General features: G+C 67.7%; 15 protein-coding genes and 1 tRNA gene. 5 read left to right on the plus strand and 11 right to left on the minus strand.

The window, feature by feature from the left end:
* Positions 1-6 precede the first annotated feature (6 nt).
* Together rng and C9412_RS07910 are read right to left on the minus strand one after the other, a co-directional pair.
* The gene (gene rng / locus C9412_RS07905) at positions 7-1,494 is read right to left on the minus strand and encodes a ribonuclease G (RefSeq protein WP_107231116.1); all 1,488 of its coding nucleotides are present in this window, start codon (positions 1,492-1,494) and stop codon (positions 7-9) included.
* Positions 1,487-2,095 (minus strand): Maf family nucleotide pyrophosphatase, encoded by a 609-nt coding sequence (locus C9412_RS07910; RefSeq protein WP_107231117.1) that lies wholly within the window; start codon positions 2,093-2,095, stop codon positions 1,487-1,489. Before C9412_RS07910 ends, rng begins: the two co-directional genes overlap by 8 nt.
* 129 nt (positions 2,096-2,224) lie before the next feature.
* Here C9412_RS07910 and C9412_RS07915 point away from each other — a divergent pair, with 129 nt between their 5' ends.
* The 4 genes from C9412_RS07915 (at position 2,225) to C9412_RS07930 (ending at position 8,344) form a co-directional block, all read left to right on the plus strand.
* Positions 2,225-2,962 carry an SIMPL domain-containing protein gene (locus C9412_RS07915; protein WP_107231118.1) on the plus strand — a complete coding sequence of 246 codons (738 nt, stop codon included), beginning with the start codon at positions 2,225-2,227 and terminating at the stop codon, positions 2,960-2,962.
* Positions 2,963-3,179: 217 nt separating this feature from the next.
* A complete protein-coding gene (locus C9412_RS07920; RefSeq protein WP_107231119.1) occupies positions 3,180-3,830 on the plus strand; it encodes an energy transducer TonB in 651 nt (216 codons plus the stop codon).
* 190 nt (positions 3,831-4,020) lie between these two features.
* Positions 4,021-6,816, plus strand: a complete 2,796-nt coding sequence (locus C9412_RS07925) for a TonB-dependent receptor (protein WP_107231120.1) — start codon at positions 4,021-4,023, stop codon at positions 6,814-6,816.
* Between the two features lie 106 nt (positions 6,817-6,922).
* Complete coding sequence (locus tag C9412_RS07930; protein ID WP_107231121.1) at positions 6,923-8,344, plus strand: basic amino acid/polyamine antiporter; 1,422 nt, start codon at positions 6,923-6,925, stop codon at positions 8,342-8,344.
* 50 nt (positions 8,345-8,394) lie between these two features.
* Here C9412_RS07930 and C9412_RS07935 read toward each other — a convergent pair whose 3' ends face one another.
* The 9 genes from C9412_RS07935 to C9412_RS07975 form a co-directional block, all read right to left on the minus strand.
* On the minus strand, positions 8,395-9,360 hold the full coding sequence (locus C9412_RS07935; RefSeq protein ID WP_107231264.1) for an alpha/beta hydrolase: 966 nt from the start codon (positions 9,358-9,360) through the stop codon (positions 8,395-8,397).
* Positions 9,361-9,501: 141 nt separating this feature from the next.
* A tRNA-Asn gene (locus tag C9412_RS07940) sits at positions 9,502-9,578 on the minus strand.
* Between the two features lie 22 nt (positions 9,579-9,600).
* Positions 9,601-10,071 (minus strand): 23S rRNA (pseudouridine(1915)-N(3))-methyltransferase RlmH, encoded by a 471-nt coding sequence (gene rlmH / locus C9412_RS07945; RefSeq protein ID WP_005418108.1) that lies wholly within the window; start codon positions 10,069-10,071, stop codon positions 9,601-9,603.
* A 64-nt stretch (positions 10,072-10,135) separates the two neighbouring features.
* Positions 10,136-10,549 (minus strand): ribosome silencing factor, encoded by a 414-nt coding sequence (gene rsfS / locus C9412_RS07950; RefSeq protein WP_107231122.1) that lies wholly within the window; start codon positions 10,547-10,549, stop codon positions 10,136-10,138.
* A gap of 58 nt (positions 10,550-10,607) precedes the next feature.
* Entirely contained in the window at positions 10,608-11,273 is a 666-nt protein-coding gene (nadD, locus tag C9412_RS07955) for a nicotinate-nucleotide adenylyltransferase (protein WP_107231123.1), read from the minus strand.
* A gap of 3 nt (positions 11,274-11,276) precedes the next feature.
* Positions 11,277-12,314, minus strand: coding sequence for a DNA polymerase III subunit delta (gene holA / locus C9412_RS07960; protein ID WP_107231124.1), 1,038 nt, complete (start codon positions 12,312-12,314; stop codon positions 11,277-11,279).
* Positions 12,315-12,326: 12 nt separating this feature from the next.
* The gene (gene lptE, locus C9412_RS07965) at positions 12,327-12,911 is read right to left on the minus strand and encodes an LPS assembly lipoprotein LptE (RefSeq protein WP_107231125.1); all 585 of its coding nucleotides are present in this window, start codon (positions 12,909-12,911) and stop codon (positions 12,327-12,329) included.
* Between the two features lie 136 nt (positions 12,912-13,047).
* Complete coding sequence (gene leuS / locus C9412_RS07970; RefSeq protein WP_107231265.1) at positions 13,048-15,690, minus strand: leucine--tRNA ligase; 2,643 nt, start codon at positions 15,688-15,690, stop codon at positions 13,048-13,050.
* 105 nt (positions 15,691-15,795) lie between these two features.
* Entirely contained in the window at positions 15,796-16,398 is a 603-nt protein-coding gene (locus tag C9412_RS07975) for a DUF998 domain-containing protein (protein ID WP_107231126.1), read from the minus strand.
* 124 nt (positions 16,399-16,522) lie between these two features.
* On the opposite strand from C9412_RS07975, the gene trxA reads away from it, so the two are divergent.
* Positions 16,523-17,380, plus strand: a complete 858-nt coding sequence (gene trxA / locus C9412_RS07980; RefSeq protein ID WP_107231127.1) for a thioredoxin — start codon at positions 16,523-16,525, stop codon at positions 17,378-17,380.
* The last annotated feature ends 5 nt before the right edge of the window (positions 17,381-17,385 follow it).

Raw genomic sequence — 17,385 nt, forward strand, 5'->3', positions numbered from 1 at the left:
CGAGGATCAGAGCAGAACGACATCGAACTGCTCCTGCAGGTACTGCTCGTCCGCCTGGAAGCGGATGCTCTTGCCGAGGAATTCCTCCAGCTCGGCCACCGCCGAGGACTCCTCGTCGGTGATGCGCGCGACCACCTTGCTCGAAGCGATCACCAGCAGGCGCGCCGCATCGAACTGGCGCACCGCACGGGTGATCTCGCGGAAGATCTCGTAGGTGACCGTCTCGGTGGTCTTGATGCTGCCACGGCCACTGCACTGCGGGCAGGTTTCCGACAGCTGGCGCTCCAGGCTTTCGACCGTGCGCTTGCGCGTCATCTCCACCAGGCCCAACGGCGAGAAGTCATAGACCGTGGTCTTGGCATGGTCGCGGGCCAGCGCCTTTTCCAGGGTGCGCAGCACCTGGCGGCGATGCTCGGCATCGTCCATGTCGATGAAGTCGATGATGATGATGCCGCCCAGATTGCGCAGGCGCAGCTGGCGGGCCACCGCCTGTGCCGCTTCCAGGTTGGTGCGGAACACCGTCTCTTCCAGATTGCGCTGGCCGAGGAATGAACCGGTGTTCACATCGATAGTGGTCATCGCCTCGGTCTGGTCGATCACCAGGTAGCCGCCGGACTTCAGCGGGACCTGCTTGTCCAGCGCGCGGCCGATCTCGTCTTCCACGCCGAACATGTCGAAGATCGGGCGGTCGCCGGAATACAGCTCGATCTTCTCGGCCAGTACCGGCATGTACTTGGCAACGAAGGCCTGCAGCTGGGCGAAGGTTTCCTTCGAGTCCACCTTCACCTTGTCCACGTCCTTGCGGATCAGGTCGCGCACCGAACGCAGCGGCAGGCTCAGGTCTTCATAGATGATGCTGCACGGCGGCGCTTCGCGGCCGCGGCGCTCGACCACGTTCCACACCCGCGACAGGTAGGCGATGTCCTCGGCGATGGCCTCGGCCGGCTGGCCTTCGGCATTGGTGCGCACGATGTAGCCGTAGCCACCGTGCTGGGCCGACAGTTCGGTCACCAGCGCCTTCAGCCGCGCGCGTTCGGTTTCATCCTCGATGCGCGCCGACACCCCCACCACCTTCGACTGCGGCAGCAGCACCATGTAGCGCGAGGGAATGCTGATCTGCGTGGTCAGCCGCGCGCCCTTGGTGCCGATCGGATCCTTCACCACCTGCACCACGATGTCCTGGCCGTCGCGCAGCAGCTCGACGATTGGCACGCTGGCCGGCGGCGGCAGGGTGGTGTTCTCGGTATCGGCACTGGCCACCGGTGCCGGACGCACCACATCGTTGGCGTGCAGGAACGCCGCGCGTTCCAGCCCGACTTCGACGAAGGCCGCCTGCATGCCGGGCATGACCCGCTGCACCTTGCCCCGGTAGATGTTGCCGACCACGCCACGGCGCCAGCCGCGCTCGATGTGCAGTTCCTGCAGCATGCCATTTTCGATCACCGCGACCCGGGTCTCGCGCGGGGTCACATTGACCAGGATTTCTTCAGACATCGGCAGCCTCCCTGGCGGCATCGGCAGTAGGAGCCGGCACGCCGCAACGTGCCAGCAGACGATCGGTGTGCAGCAGCGGCAGCCCCATCACACCGGAGTAGCTGCCGGAAAGGTGTTCGATCCAACGCTCGGCCCCGCCCTGGATGGCGTAGGCGCCGGCCTTGTCCAGCGGTTCGCCGGTGGCCACGTAGGCGGCGATGTCGGCCGCAGCGATCGGGGCGAAGGTCACCTCGGAAATGACCAGCTCGGTGTCCTCGCCGTCGGCGCCGACCACCACCACGGCCGTCATCACCTGGTGGGTACGCCCGGCCAGGCGTGCCAGCATCGCGCGCGCATCGGCCGCATCGGCCGGCTTGCCGAACACTTCACCGTCCAGCACCACTTCGGTGTCCGAGCCCAGCACCCGCGCCTGCGGGTCGTCAGCCCGCACCCGCGCCAGCCCGGCACGCGCCTTGTCGGCGGCGACCCGGCAGACATAGTGTTCGGCGCTTTCAGTCGCCGCGCGCTGCTCGACGACCTCCAGGTCCAGGGCCTGGAAGGGGCGTCCGAGTCGGGCCAGCAGCTGGTTGCGTCGGGGGGAGCGGGAAGCAAGATAGAGCATCGGCACAGCATAACCTGAGGCCGCCACCTGAATCGTCGGCAACCCGTTCCGGAATGCGTTCAACCCCGCACGGGCTCACAGCGCGTTCATCGCTACGACACCACCCTCACCGCACAACAAGGAGATCCCATGCGCCTGACCGCCACCCCGCTGCTGCTTGCCCTGTCCCTCGCCCTTGGAACCTCGATGACCGCCCATGCCGCTCCGTCGTCGCCGTCGATCGCCGCCCCGGCCGAAGGCACCCTGCTGAACGTCTCGGCCAACGCCGAAGCCACCCGCGTGCCGGACGTGGCCACCCTGTCGGCCGGCGTGGTCACCCAGGCCGCCGACGGCAACAGCGCGATGCGCCAGAACGCCCAGCAGATGGACAAGGTGCTGGCTGCGATCAAGGCCGCCGGCATCGCCGAGCGCGACGTGCAGACCAGCGGCGTCAGCCTCAACCCGCAGTATCGCTACACCGACAACGAAGCGCCGAAGATCACCGGCTACCAGGCCAGCAACACGGTCAGCCTGAAGGTGCGTGACATCGCCAAGCTCGGCAAGGTGCTCGATGCGCTGGCCGCGCAGGGCGCCAACCAGATCAATGGCCCCAGCTTCGAGATCGACCAGCCCGAACCGGTGTATGACGAAGCCCGCCTGGCCGCGCTGAAGAAGGCCCAGGCCCGTGCCCAGACCTATGCCAAGTCGCTGGGCCTGCAGGTGCGCCGCATCGTCAGCATCTCCGAGAATGCCGGCGGCGGTTACCGCCCGATGCCGATGATGCGCACGATGGCCGCCGGCGCGGCGATGGACAAGGCCACCCCGGTTGCCCCGGGCGAATCCACCGTCTCGGTCAATCTGGATGTGGTGTTCGAACTGGGGCGCTGATCGCGTTCTGGTCTGTAGACAGAGGCGGGTCCCGCAGCGGGCCCGCCTTTTTTCATGCCTGTCGGCGGCGCTGGCTGAAGGCCAGCCCAACGATTCCGACCCTGCCTCTAGGCAGTAGCCATTGCGCCGCGCTACTGATGCACTGCCAGCCGCGTGCGGCAACCCCGCCACGGGCCCTGGTGCGTTGAGGACTTCGTCACTGGCATGGAGGTGGACCATGGTTCGTACGTATCCCGTTGCATCCGCGCATTTCGACCCCGCCCGCGTTGCCGCCTGGAGCGCGGCCATCGCCCTGCATCTGCTCGCATTCCTGTTGCTGCTGATCCCGGCCACCTACCAGGCCATCACTGCGCTGCCGCGCGACAACACCACGGTACGGCTGATCCCCAGGGAACTGCCGCCGCCGCCCGCGCCGCCCACCGCGCCGGAACACGTGGACGTGGTGCCGAAGCAGCAGACGGTGCCAAGGGAAACCACGCCGCTGCCGCCGCCGACCGCCACGCTGGAGGAAGCGCAGGGCATCGTCGCCCCCGCCGCCGAATCCGCGCCGGTGCCGCCGGCGCCGACCATCGACCGTTCCACTCCCATGCCCGGCGCCCAGCTGCAGTACCTCAGCGCCCCGCCGCCGGCCTACCCGATCCAGGCCCTGCGCAATCACGAGCAGGGCACGGTGCTGCTGCGGGTGGAGGTGGACGACCGCGGCCAGCCGGTCGCGGTGAGCATCGAGCGCAGCAGTGGTTCGCGCACGCTCGACCAGGCCGCCCGCCAGCAGGTGCTGCGGCACTGGCGTTTTGAGCCTGCCCTGCGTGACGGCGCAGCGGTTCCGGCCATCGGCCTGGTGCCGGTGCAGTTCTCCCTGCCCGACTGACCCGGTGGCCGGCCCGGCAGGATCCGGGCCGGCCCCCGACAGCAAGCGCGGCGGGTCTTTCCCGTCCAGATGTTACTGATTAAGCAAAATTTCACGGCGTCGTCACTCGCTGGAAACCTAGATTGGCGCGTCCCGGTACTGATCCGGCGACAGCCCTCAACGCTACGGTTTTCCAGTTAGGAGAGAAGCTGTGAAACACCCGATCCAACGGCCCGCCAGCCGCCGCCGCACCACCCTGGCATCGTCCATCACCCACATCCTCACCGGCGGCGCCCTGCTGCTGGTCGGCGCCGTCGCTTCCTCCTCCGCCTTCGCGCAGGAAAAAGCCACCAACCTCGACCGCATCACCGTCACCGGCTCCAACATTCCGCGTACCAACACCGAGACGCCGTCCCCGGTGCAGGTGGTGAGCCGCCAGGAAATCGACCGCAGTGGCAAGACCACGCTGGCCGAGTACCTGCAGACGATCACCGCCGATGGCGCCGGCTCCATTCCCAAGACCTTCGGCAACGGCTTCGCCGGTGGCGGCGCCGGCATCTCGCTGCGCGGCCTCGGTGCCGGCTCGACGCTGGTGCTGTTGAATGGCCGCCGCATGGCGACCTACGGCCTGGCCGACGACGGCCAGAAGGTGTTCACCGACCTCAGCACCATTCCGCTCGATGCCGTCGAGCGCGTGGAAGTGCTGAAGGACGGCGCCTCGGCGATCTACGGCTCCGACGCCATCGCCGGCGTGGTCAACATCATCCTGCGCACCGACTTCGAAGGTGCGATCCTGCGCGCGTCCTACGGCCTGTCCGGCGACAGCGACGGCGACACCAAGAAGGCCACCCTGACCGCCGGTACCGGTGACCTGTCCAAGGATGGCTGGAACGCATTCTTCAGCCTGGATGTCGGCAAGTCCGACGCGATCAAGATCAGCGACCGCAAGAACCGCAAGTGGATCGGCACCGGCGACACGCGCCAGTGGGGCTATGACGCCACCGACGCGCAGTTCCTCGGCGGCGCCTACCTCAGCGGCCGCACCAACGGCGGCGTCGGCCCCAACGGCTCGGTGTTCAATAATGATGCGCCGTCGCCGCACCTGGTCGCCCTGCCGGGCTGCGCCAACCTGAGCACCATCCCGGGCCAGACCGAAGCCTCTTCGGCGGCGCAGGGCTGCCTGTGGGATCCGGCGCAGCAGTATCGCGACCTGACCCCGGAAGAGAAGTACATCAACGTGTTCGGCCGCGCCACGTTCGCCTTTGGCGAAGGCGGCGAGATCTACACCGAGATCGGCTACTCGAAGAAGGAAACCATCTTCAGCAATACCCCTTCCGGCGTGTCCGGTGGCTGGGGCTTCCCCGGCGGCCCGAAGAACGCCAGCAGTGGTGACGGCGCGACGATGCTCTATGCCGGGCATCCGGACAACCCGCTGCCGTATGCGGCGCGCCTGCGCTACAGCGCGTGGGACGTCGGCCCGCGCGTGACCGACAACACCAACGAGTTCAACCGCTTCCTGGTTGGCGCCAAGGGCAACTGGGGCGACTGGAGCTACGACACCGCCTACCTGCATTCGGGCACCGACCTGGTCAACAAGCGCACCGGCTTCCTGCGTTACAGCTCGGTGCTGTGCGCGCTGGGCAACCCGAACTGCGCCGGCGGCACCTGGCGCATCGGCGACAACGCCAACCTGAACTCGCAGGCGCTGTACGACTACATCTCGCCGACCATCAGCGCGCGCGCCAAGTCCAGCCTGGACATGTTCGACTTCACCGTGTCGCGCAGCCTGGCCGACCTCAAGGGTGGCCCGCTGGGCCTGGCCATCGGTACCGAGTGGCGCAAGACCAGCAACAGCCTGACCCCGCAGACCTACACCGACCAGGGTGACATCATCGGCCTGGGTTACTCGGCCTACGACGGCACCCAGAACGTGTACGCCGGCTACGTCGAGTTGTCCGCGCCGGTGCTGGAACAGCTGGAACTGTCCGGCGCAGTGCGTTACGACAAGTACGAAAGTGGTGAAGGCAAGGCCACGCCGAAGCTGGGCGTGAAGTGGACCCCGGCCGACTGGATCGCACTGCGCGCCAGCTACGCCGAAGGCTTCCGCGCGCCGAACCCGGCCGAGAACGGTGACGGTGGCCTGGCCGCCTTCTCCAACGCCCGCGATCCGGTGCGTTGCGCCATCAGTGCCGACGAGTGCACCCCGCGCTCGATCGCGATCATCACCCGCCCGAACAAGGACCTGAAGCCGGAAGAGTCCAAGAGCTACTCGGTGGGCCTGGTGCTGCAGCCGACCTCGACCACCTCGATGACCGTCGATGCCTGGCAGATCAAGCGCACCAACGAGATCGTGCAGGGCAACACTGCAGCCGCCATCCTCGCCGGCAACGTGCTGCGTGACTCCAACAACATCGGTGGCGTGCCCAATTCCGGCAGCATCCTGGCCGTCAACACCGGCTACGTGAATGCCAGCTCGTCGCGGGTCCGCGGTATCGATACCGATATCCGCCAGACCTTCGATATGGGCCCGGGCCAGCTGGAGCTGGACCTGCAGTGGAGCCACATCCTGAAGTTCGAGCGCACCGAAGGCGGTGAGACCGTTGACTATGCCGGCACGCACGGCAACTGCGACGTGACCAACTGCATCGGTACGCCGAAGGACAAGATCAACTTCGGCACCACCTGGAAGCAGGGTGCGTGGAGCGTGAGCGGTGTTGCCAACTACATCAGCAAGATGGACAACACCGACAAGCGTGGCGGCGACTACCAGGCGTTCTATGAGGATGGCACGCCGGTGACGAAGATCTCTTCGTTCACCACCTTCGATCTGTCCGGCCGCTGGAACATCACCGACGCCTTCGAGCTCAATGCCTCGGTGGCCAACGTGTTCGACCGCATCGCACCGCTCGATCCGACCACCTACGGCGGCGTGAACTACAACCCGATGCACTTCTCCGGTGCACTGGGCCGTTACTTCACCGTGGGCGCCAAGTACACCTTCCGCTGATCCATCGCGGCGCGTCACCTGCACAGGCCCGGGTTCATCCCCGGGCCTGTGCTTTTGTACACACGCGGCAACAGCGATGATGCAGTCCCTGACCGGAGCTCCGCCCATGCCCGCTTCCACCCAACGTCTCGGCCTGGCCGCACTGACCGCATTGGTGGTGGGTTCGATGGTCGGTGCGGGCATCTTCTCGCTGCCACAGAACGTGGCCCGCAGTGCCGGCCCGGCGGCCGCGATGATCGGGTGGGCGCTGAGCGGTGCGGGCATGCTGATGCTGGCCTTCGTGTTCCAGGCCCTGGCCAACCGCCGTCCGGACCTGGACACCGGCATCTATGCCTACGCCCGTGAGGGCTTTGGCAACTACATCGGCTTTTCCGCGGCCTGGGGCTACTGGGTCGCTTCGGTGCTGGGCAACGCCAGCTTCTTCGTGCTGATCTTCAGCGGGCTGGGCCATTTCCTGCCGATCTTCGGCGAAGGCAACACGACCGCTGCGGTAGCTGCGTCGTCGGTGTTGCTGTGGACCGTACATCTGCTGGTGCTGCGTGGCCTGCGCACCGCTGCCATCATCAATGGCCTGGTGACCGTGGCCAAGCTGCTGCCGATCGCGCTGTTCCTGGTGCTGGCCGCCGGCGCGTTCCGCATGGAAGTATTCCGTGCCGATTTCTTCGGCACGCCTGCACTCGGCGACCTTGGCCAGCAACTGCGCGGCATGATGCTGGTCACCGTGTGGGTGTTCATCGGCATCGAAGGCGCCAGCATCTATTCGCGGCGCGCGGCGCGCCGCGCCGACGTCGGCCGTGCCACGGTGATCGGCTTCCTCGGCGTCTGGCTGCTGCTGGTCCTGGTCAGCCTGCTGTCGATGGGCGTGCTGTCGCAGGCCGAACTGGCCGGGCTGCCCAACCCGTCGATGGCCTACGTGCTGCGCGCCATCGTCGGCGAATGGGGCGCGACGGTAATCATCGCCGGTTCGATCATTTCGGTGCTGGGCGCGCTGCTGGCCTGGGTACTGCTGTGTGCCGAAGTGCTGTATGCCGCCGCCGGCGACGGCACCATGCCGGCCTTCCTGGGACGCGAGAATGCGCGCGGCGTGCCTGCCAATGCGTTGTGGCTGAGCAACGGGCTGATCCAGCTGTTCCTGCTGCTGGTGCTGTTCAATGCGGGAAGCTATACCGGTCTGGTGCTGCTGGCCGCTTCGATGAGCCTGGTGCCCTATTTCCTGTCCGCCGCCTTCGCCGTGCAGTTGGCCTGGCGCGGGCAGGCCTACGCCGGTGAGCCGGGCGTGCGTTGGCGCAATTTCGTGGTTGCGCTGCTGGCCAGCGCCTATGCGCTGTGGCTGGTGTATGCCGGCGGCCTGGACAACCTGCTGCTGTCGGTGCTGCTGTACGTCCCCGGCGTCGTACTGTTCGCGCTGACCCGGCGCCAGCGCGGCGAGCCGGTGTTCACGCGCTGGGAGGGGGTGTTGTTCGGCGCCATCGTGCTGGTGGCGATCGCCACGCTGGTGGCATTCTGGAAGGGGCAGCTGACGCTGTAGAGCCGAGCCCACGCTCGGCTGACTGCGCGAAGCCGAGCATGGGCTCGGCTCTACAGCGGTCGTTCCGGCAGCATGCCGATGTCCCGCATCCAGCGCTCGGCCAGCTGCGGCCATGCCGCGACCGGTGCATCCTTCAGGCGCAGGCCGAAAGCGTGGCCGCCGCGGGCGAACAGGTGCATTTCCACCGGCACACCTTCATCGATCAATGCCTGGTAGTAGGCCAGTGATTCGCGCACGTCATCGGTCGGGTCGTCGCTGGCCTGCACGATGAAGGTCGGCGGCACCGCCGCATCCACGACGATGTCCTTGACCAGCGACAGCCCCTTGCCATGCCCGGCCCACAGGTGCCCGGAATACATCACCATGGCGAAATCGGGGCGGCTGGGCTGTGCATCGGCGGCATCCAGCGGCGCGTAGCTGCGCTGCGCATGCGTGCTCAGTCCTGCCACCACGTGACCACCGGCGGAAAAGCCGATCACCCCGACCTGCTTCGGATTGATTGACCAGCGCTGCGCCTGCGCGCGCAGCAGGCCCATGGCACGCTGTGCATCCTGCAGGGCCATCGGCACCTTCGGAATGTCGCGGCAGTTGCATTCAGGATCCCAGTTCGGGCCGGACGCGGGCACGCGGTACTTCAGCAATGCGCAGGTGACGCCCTGCGCGGTCAGCCAGTCGCAGATCTCGCTGCCTTCCAGGTCCATCGCCAGCACCCGGTAGCCTCCGCCGGGCACCACCATTACCGCGGTGCCATTGGGCGGCCCCTTCGGCGCAAACACGGTGAGGGTCGGCACGGCCACGTTCTGCAGCATCATCCAGCGTTCGCCGCTGGCGTTGGAGGTCACCTCGCTGATCTGCTCGGGGCCCTTCAGTTTCGGCGGCGCCATCACCCTGCCCTGCGGCCACAGCGGAAACTCGGTGGTGCCCTGCGGAGGATGCCAGGTGGGAGGTGCCGCATTCGCCGCGGCGAACGGCAGCAGTACAAGCAGCAGAGAGCCCGTGGACAGCAGTGCGCGCACGATCAACTTCCGTGGTTGGAGCAGCAGATTGTAGAGTCGAGCTTGCTCGACTGTCGTGACCTGTCAGCAGCGCAGTCGAGCGAGCTCGACTCTACGTGGCACAAAAAAAAACCTGCATCTCGCGATGCAGGTTTCTCAAGGTGGCGCCCGAAGTTGGACTCGAACCAACGACCCCCTGATTAACAGTCAAGTGCTCTAACCGGCTGAGCTATTCGGGCAGACGACTAGTATAACCACTCTTCACGCGCGATGGTAGGGGTGATTGGCAATCATTGCGGCGGCCCGGTACAGCTGCTCAGCCACCACCAGCCGCACCAGCATGTGCGGCAGCGTCAACGGCCCGATCGACCACTTCTCATCGGCCAATGCGGAGACTTCCGGCGAATGCCCTTCCGGGCCGCCAATCAGGAACGCCAGGTCCCTGCCCTGCCCACGCCAATGCTCCAGGCGCTGCGCCAGCTGTTCGGAACTGAGCTGGCGGCCCGGCACGTCCAGCGCGACCACGTAGGCATTCTTCGGCAGTGCGGCGATCACCCGCTTGCCTTCGTCTTCGGTGGCGCGGCGTGGATCGCGGCCCTTGCCACGCAGGCCAGGCTCGATTTCCACCAGTTCGAACGGCAGCCAGTGCGACAGCCGCTTCTGGTACTCGGCAAACCCCTGCGCGACCCAGCTGGGCGCGCGTTCACCGGTGGCGATCAGGCGGGCTTTCATCAAGGGATCTCCAAAACGTCGACGGCGCCATCGGCGCCGTCGAAGGGATGCAGCAACGTGCGGCTCAGGCCACTTCGTCGTCGTCGCGGGACGGCGGCTGGTCGCCGACGGTCCACAGGCGCTCGAGGGCGTAGAACTCGCGCACGCGCGGCAGCATCACATGGACGATCACGTCACCGAGGTCGACCAGCACCCACTCGGCTTCGCGCTCGCCTTCAACACCCAGCGGCATCACGTCGAGGTTCTTGGCGAAGCGCACGACTTCATCGGCGATCGACTTGACGTGGCGGGTCGAGGTGCCCGAAACGACGATCATGTAATCGGCAACGCTGGACCGGCCGCGTACATCGATCTCGACCAGGTCCTTGGCCTTGAGGTCTTCGGTAGCTTGGCGGACGCTGGCCAGCAGTTCCGGCACGGACGGCGGCGGGCTGGGCAGATCGACCTTGATGGTCTGGGGCTGGGTCTGGTTGCTCAAAGTGGATCGACTCGATAAACGTGGGGGCGATTATACGGGCAAGCCGGGGCGGCGGCATTCACGGCGTTGCCGGGCGGTACAGGCCGTGGGCGGCCACGTAGTCGGCCACGGCGGGGGGCAGCAGCGCGCGCCAGGGCCCAGCGGCGGCGATCTGCGCGCGTGCGGCGCTGGCCGATTCCTCGCGCAGCGGATGGTGCAGGCGCAGGATCCGTCCGGCCGGGCTGGCGAACAAGGCCTGTTCATTGTCGGTCCAACGGCCGTCCAGGGCGCGGCCGAGCTCACCGTCGATCGCCCCCTGCAGCGGGCTGCCGGGACGCTCGGCCACCACGAAATGGGCCAGCCCGAACAGCGCTTCCCATTCGTGCCAGCGCGACAGGCCCAGCAGGCTGTCGGCACCGACCAGCCAGGCCAGGGGCCGGCTCGGGCCAAGCTCGCCACGCAGTTCGCGCAGCGTGTCGACGGTATACGACGGGCGTCCGGGAAAGCGCTGCGCGCGATCCAGCTCATGCCGGTCCAGCAGCAGTCCGGGTTCATCGCCGATGGCCAGCGACAACATGGTGCAGCGTTGTTCGGCCGTGGCGCCGGGGGCGGCGCGATGCGGCGGGTCGGCGGCCGGCAGCAGGCGCACCGCCACCTGCAGTTCGTCGCGGGCGGCACGGGCAATGGCAAGGTGCCCCAGGTGCACCGGATCGAAGGTGCCCCCGTAATAGATCCGCAGGCTCACGACTCAGGCCCGCGCCAGCAGGCGCACCGCACGCGGCTCGGCCACGGCCACCAGCAGGCGCTCCAGCGCCAGCCAGGCATCGCCATCGGCGCGCCCCTTGGCGATGCGGTCGACCAGCCCGGCTTCGGCCACGAAGCGCTCCCAGCGCTTGCCTTCCGGATGCCGCTGCAGCGCACGCTTGTACGGCGCCTGCCGCGATTCCCAGATGCCACGCGATTTCATCTCGGCGGCCAGGTTGCCGCCACGCGCCTGCACCCGCGCCAGGCCGGCCCCGGCCAGCAGTTCACGGATCACCATCGGCATCAGCGCAGCCACCGCTTCGCCCTCGCCACGCAGGCCGGCCAGCATGCGCAGCACCGCCGGCGGCTGGCCCGAGAACGTGGCTTCCAGCAGCCGGAACACGTCATAGCGGGCCGCATCGGCCACCAGCGACTCCATCCGCTCCACGTCCAACGGCTGACCATCGGCCAGCAGCGCCAGCTTGTCGATTTCCTGGGCCGCGGCCAGCAGATTGCCTTCCACCCGCTCGGCCAGGCGCTGCACCGCGGCCGGGTCGGCACGCAGGCCCTTGCCACGCAGGCGGCGCTCGATCCAGTCCGGCAGCTCGTGCGGCTTGATCGCCCACGCCACCGACAGCACGCCGATACGGGCGACCGCTTCGGCCCACTTGCCCTGGTGGGCCTTGCTCCATTCGTTGGCGGTGATCATCAGCACCACGTCCGGCGCCGGGTCGGCGCAGAACCGGCTGATCACTTCGGCGCCGTCCTTGCCGGGCTTGCCGCTGGGCAGGCGCACCTCGACCAGGCGGCGGGCGCTGAACAGGCTGGGTGCATTGAAACTGGCGTCGAGCTGGTTCCAGTCGAAATCGCGCCCATCGGCGTCGAACACCTCGCGCTCGCCGATGCCGGCGGCGCGTGCCCGCGCGCGGATGGCGTCGGCCGCCTCCAGCACGCGCAGGGTTTCCGGCCCTGCAATCAGGTACACCGGCGCCAACGCGGTATCAGCGCCCTGGCTGGCCAGCTGCTCCGGACGCAGTTCCATCGTCGCTACAGCTCAGTGCTTGACCGCAGCGGCCGGATCGGCCGGCACCGCCGGTTCAACCGGGGTGGCCTTCGGCGCGGTCAGGCTGCCGCCCTTTTCGAGTTCACCGCGCACCACGCTGTCGATGCGGCGGATGATCGAGGCGGACATTTCCCGGCGCAGTTCATCGGCCAGGATTTCGCGTTCGGTGGTGGTACCGGTGGCGTCGGTCGGCGGCGACACGTAGTCACGCGACAGTTCGATCACCTGCTGCGGCACCAGTTCGCTGCCATCCTCGCGGCGGAAGATGAAGATCACGGCGTAACGCAGGCTGTATTCCTGTGCGCGGCCCTGTGAGTCGATGGCGATCGGCAGATCGCCCCAGCGCTCGGACAGCACCTGCAGCTGGGTGCTGGGGCCAGTGGTGTCCTCATCGGCCAGGCGCGCGCCGGAGGCCAGCAGGCTGCGGTTGAGCAGCTTGACCAGTTCACTGTACGGGGCGGTCGATACCACCTTCACCGGGGCGGTGTCGGTCGGCAGCATCAGCTTGTTGCGCAGATGGAAGCCGCAGCCGGCGAGGCCGAGGACAAGAACGAGGGCAAGCAGGATTCGGGTCATGGAGACAGTCTGGCGGAGCCGGGCGATCACGGCAACACACAGCCTGCCCGAAGCCGCGTGAATGCAGGGCCATCAACCACCGGGCCCGCACCGGGAAAACGCACCGGCCACCGTACGGATGGCCGGTGCGGGTACATCAGGCGGCGACGATGTTCACGATCTTGCCCGGCACGATGATGATCTTGCGCACGGTCAGGCCTTCCATGAACTTGGCCGCATTCGGCTCGGCCAGGGCAAGCGCTTCAACCTGCTCGCGCGCGGCGTCGGCGGCGACCTCGATGGTGCCGCGCAGCTTGCCGTTGACCTGCACCGCCAGGGTGAGCGCATCGCGCACCAGCGCGCCGCTGTCGGCCTGCGGGAACGGCTGGTCTTCCAGCAGCGTCTCGCCATGGCCCAGCACCTGCCACAGGGCGTGGCTGGCATGCGGGGTGATCGGGTTGAGCAGCAGCACGATGGCCTGCAGCGCTTCCTGACGCACCGCGCGGCCCTGTGCACTGCCGTCCTCGAACTTGGCCAGCGCGTTCATCAGCTCCATCACCGCGGCAATGGCGGTGTTGAAGCTGTGGCGGCGGCCGTAGTCGTCGCCGACCTTGCCGATGGTCTCGTGGGTCTTGCGGCGCAGCGCCTTCTGGTTGGCGTCCAGCGCGGCCACGTCCAGCGCCGGGGCGGCGCCATCGGCCGCGTGCTTCTGCACCTGGGCCCACAGGCGGCGCAGGAAGCGGGCCATGCCGTCCACGCCGGCCTCGTTCCACTCCAGCGACTGTTCCGGCGGCGCTGCGAACATCGAGAACAGGCGCACGGTGTCGGCACCGTACTTGTCGACCATCGCCTGCGGGTCAACACCATTGTTCTTAGACTTGGACATCTTCTCGGTGCCACCGACCACCACCGGCTGGCCGTCGGCGATCAGGGTGGCGCCGGTGATGCGGCCGCGCTCATCGCGCTGCACTTCCACGTCGGCCGGGTTGATCCAGTCCTTGGAGCCATCCGGGTTCGGGCGGTAGTAGGTTTCGGCGATCACCATGCCCTGGCACAGCAGGTTGCGTGCCGGTTCGTTGCTGTCCACCATCCGCGCGTCGCGCAGCAGCTTGTGGTAGAAGCGGAAATACATCAGGTGCAGGATCGCGTGCTCGATGCCGCCGATGTACTGGTCGACCGGCAGCCAGTAGTTGCCGCGCTTGTCGACCGCATCGCGGGCACCCGGCGAGGTGTAGCGCGCGTAGTACCAGCTCGACTCCATGAAGGTGTCGAAGGTGTCGGTCTCGCGCTCGGCCGCGCCGCCGCAGTCCGGGCAGGTGGTCTTGCGCCATTCCGGGTCGGTCTTGATCGGCGAACCGGTGCCCGAGAACGCCACGTCCTCCGGCAGCACCACCGGCAGCTGTTCTTCCGGCACCGGCACCGCGCCGCACTTGGCGCAGTAGATCACCGGGATCGGGCAGCCCCAGTAGCGCTGGCGGCTCACGCCCCAGTCGCGCAGGCGGTAGTTGACGCGGCGCTGGCCCTGAGCCTTGCGCTCGAAACGTTCGGCCAGGGCTTCGAAGGCGCCCTGGAAGTCCAGGCCATCGAACTCGGCCGAGTTGACCAGTTCGGTCTGGCGGCTCTTGTCGCTGTACCAGTCCTGCCAGCGCGCACCGTCCCAGGTGCGCTCGTCGTCGTTGCGCGGGTCCTTCAGCGCGATCACCTGCACAATCGGCAGGCCGTACTTGTTGGCCACTTCGTTGTCGCGCTGGTCATGGCCGGGAACGGCCATCACCGCACCGGTGCCATAGCCCATCAGCACGAAGTTGGCGACCCACACCGGCACCTTCTCGCCGGTGACCGGATGGATGGCGCGCAGGCCGGTATCCATGCCGCGCTTTTCCTGGGTTTCCAGCTCGGCCTCGGACACGCCGCCCTGCTTCATTTCCGACAGCAGCGCCGCCAGCTCCGGGTTGTTCTTCGCCGCGTGCAGCGCCAGCGGATGCTCGGCGGCGATCGACACGAAGGTCACGCCCATCACGGTGTCCGGGCGGGTGGTGAACACGCGCAGCGGATCCAGCACGCCGCCATCGACGTCACGCACGTCGAACTGGATTTCCAGGCCTTCGGAGCGGCCGATCCAGTTGCGCTGCATGGTCTTGACCGAATCGGGCCAGCCGTCCAGTTCATCCAGGCCGTCCAGCAGTTCCTGGGCATAGTCGGTGATGCGCAGGAACCACTGCGGGATCTCGCGCTTCTCCACCAGCGCGCCGGAGCGCCAGCCACGGCCGTCGATGACCTGCTCGTTGGCCAGCACGGTCTGGTCGACCGGGTCCCAGTTCACCACTGCGTTGCGGCGGTAGGCCAGGCCCTTGCGCATCAGGCGGGTGAACATGCGCTGCTCGTGGACGTAGTAGTCCGGGCGGCAGGTGGCGAACTCGCGCGACCAGTCCACCGCATAGCCCATGGCCTTGAACTGGCCACGCATGTGCTCGATGTTCTTGTAGGTCCACGCCGCCGGGGCGGTCTTGTTCTTGATCGCGGCGTTTTCCGCCGGCAGGCCGAACGCGTCCCAGCCCATCGGCTGCAGCACGTTGTGGCCGGTCATGCGCTTGTAGCGGCTGATCACGTCGCCGATCGTGTAGTTGCGCACGTGGCCCATGTGCAATGCACCGGACGGGTACGGAAGCATCGACAGGCAGTAGTACTTCGGCTTGTCCGAGGTCTCGTCGACTTCGAAGGCGCGGGTGGCATCCCAGAACTGCTGGGCGGCGGATTCAACCTGCTGCGGGTCGTAGGCGTTGGTTTCAGCGCTGGTCATGGAACACGCGGATGCGGCGGCAAAGCGGTACAGCGTACCGCAGTGCGGCATGGGGCTCCAATCCCGGCCGCGCGCCGCCGCCGTCGCCGTCGCCCGCCGTCCGTCTCAGCGTGGTCGCGACAGCGGCAGCGCCACCGCCAGCCACAGCGCCCAGCAGGCGAAGGCCAGGCGCTGTGCCAGGGGCGCCGGCACCTGGCCCTGCAGGGCAAAGGCGGCCACTGCCGCCAGCACGCCGCAGGCCACCGCCAGCCCGCCCTGGGCACGGCCATGCGCCTGGCGCAGGTTGAACATGCCCAGCAGCAGGGTGCCGGCGACGAAGCCCAGTACCCAGATCATCCAGGCGCTGGCGTGCAGCTGGCTGGCTGGCCCGTGCAGGTCGTCCACATCCAGCGGCAGCAGGCCCATCGCGGCGAATGCGAGCCCGGCCAGCAGCAGCATCTGGCTGCCGACCCGCGGCGCCCAGCCGGCCGTGGCCGGCAGCCGGCGGCGCAGGCACTCGGCCACCACCGCCGCCAGCAGGCCCGGCAGCACGAAGCCCAGCAGGTTGAAGGCCAGCGCGTGCGGCACGCCGTGTGCGCCCAGCAGGGCCACCGGGTGGCGGGCCTGCGCATAGCCATCCAGGCCGGCGCCGAAGCCCAGCACCGCCAGCACGAACAGCAGCGCGGCCATCAGGCCCGACAGGCGCAGCAGCGGGGACAGAAACGACATGCAGACTCCGGGAACAGCGGCGGCGGGAAAGGCGCATTGTCAGGCATTTGCCGCAGTCCGGGTTGAGACCGGCAGCGATCGTCACCATAGAATCGGTCTCCAGATGCCAATCGATGCCTCCCCCATGACCGAGACGACCTACGTATTCGACGCCACCACTGCGACCTTCGAGGCCGAAGTCCTGCAGAAGTCGCTGCAGACGCCGGTGCTGGTCGACTTCTGGGCCACCTGGTGCGGCCCGTGCAAGACCCTGGGCCCGATGCTGGAAAAGCTGGCCGCCGAGTACAACGGCGCCTTCGAGCTGGCCAAGGTCGATGTCGACAAGGAACAGCAGATCGCCGCCGCCTTCCAGATCCGCTCGGTGCCCACCGTGTTCCTGGTCAAGGGCGGCCAGCTGGTGGACGGCTTCCCCGGCGCCATCCCGGAAGGCCAGCTGCGTGAGTTCCTGGCCCAGCACGGCATCGTGCCGGCCGACGTCGGTGACACCGCTGCCGAGGACGAGGCGCCGCTGGACCCGCAGGCGCAGGTGGACGTGCTGCGCGCCCAGATCGCTGCCGAACCGGACAAGGACGAACTGAAACTCGACCTGGCGCTGGCGCTGCTGCAGATCGGCGGGGTCGACGAAGCCGGCACCCTGATCGACAGCCTCCCGGCCAACCTGGCCACCGACGACCGCGCCGTGCGCGCCCGCGCCCGCCTGGCGTTCGCCGCTGCACTGAAGGATGCGCCGGCCGCCGACGTGCTGGAGGCGCGCATCGCCGCCGACGGCCAGGATCTCAAGGCCCGCCACCTGCGTGGCGTGCAGCTGCTGCTCGGCGGCCATGACGAGGCCGCCCTGGCGCAGTTCCTGGAAATGCTGCGGATCGACCGTGGCTTCGAGGACGGGTTGCCGCGCAAGGCGCTGATCGACGCTTTCAATGTGATCTCCGACGAGGACCTGGTCGGCCAGTACCGACGCCGGATGGCCTCCCTGCTGTTCTGAACGGG

The organism is Stenotrophomonas sp. Nf1 (genome assembly GCF_003028475.1).
Lineage (GTDB): Bacteria > Pseudomonadota > Gammaproteobacteria > Xanthomonadales > Xanthomonadaceae > Stenotrophomonas.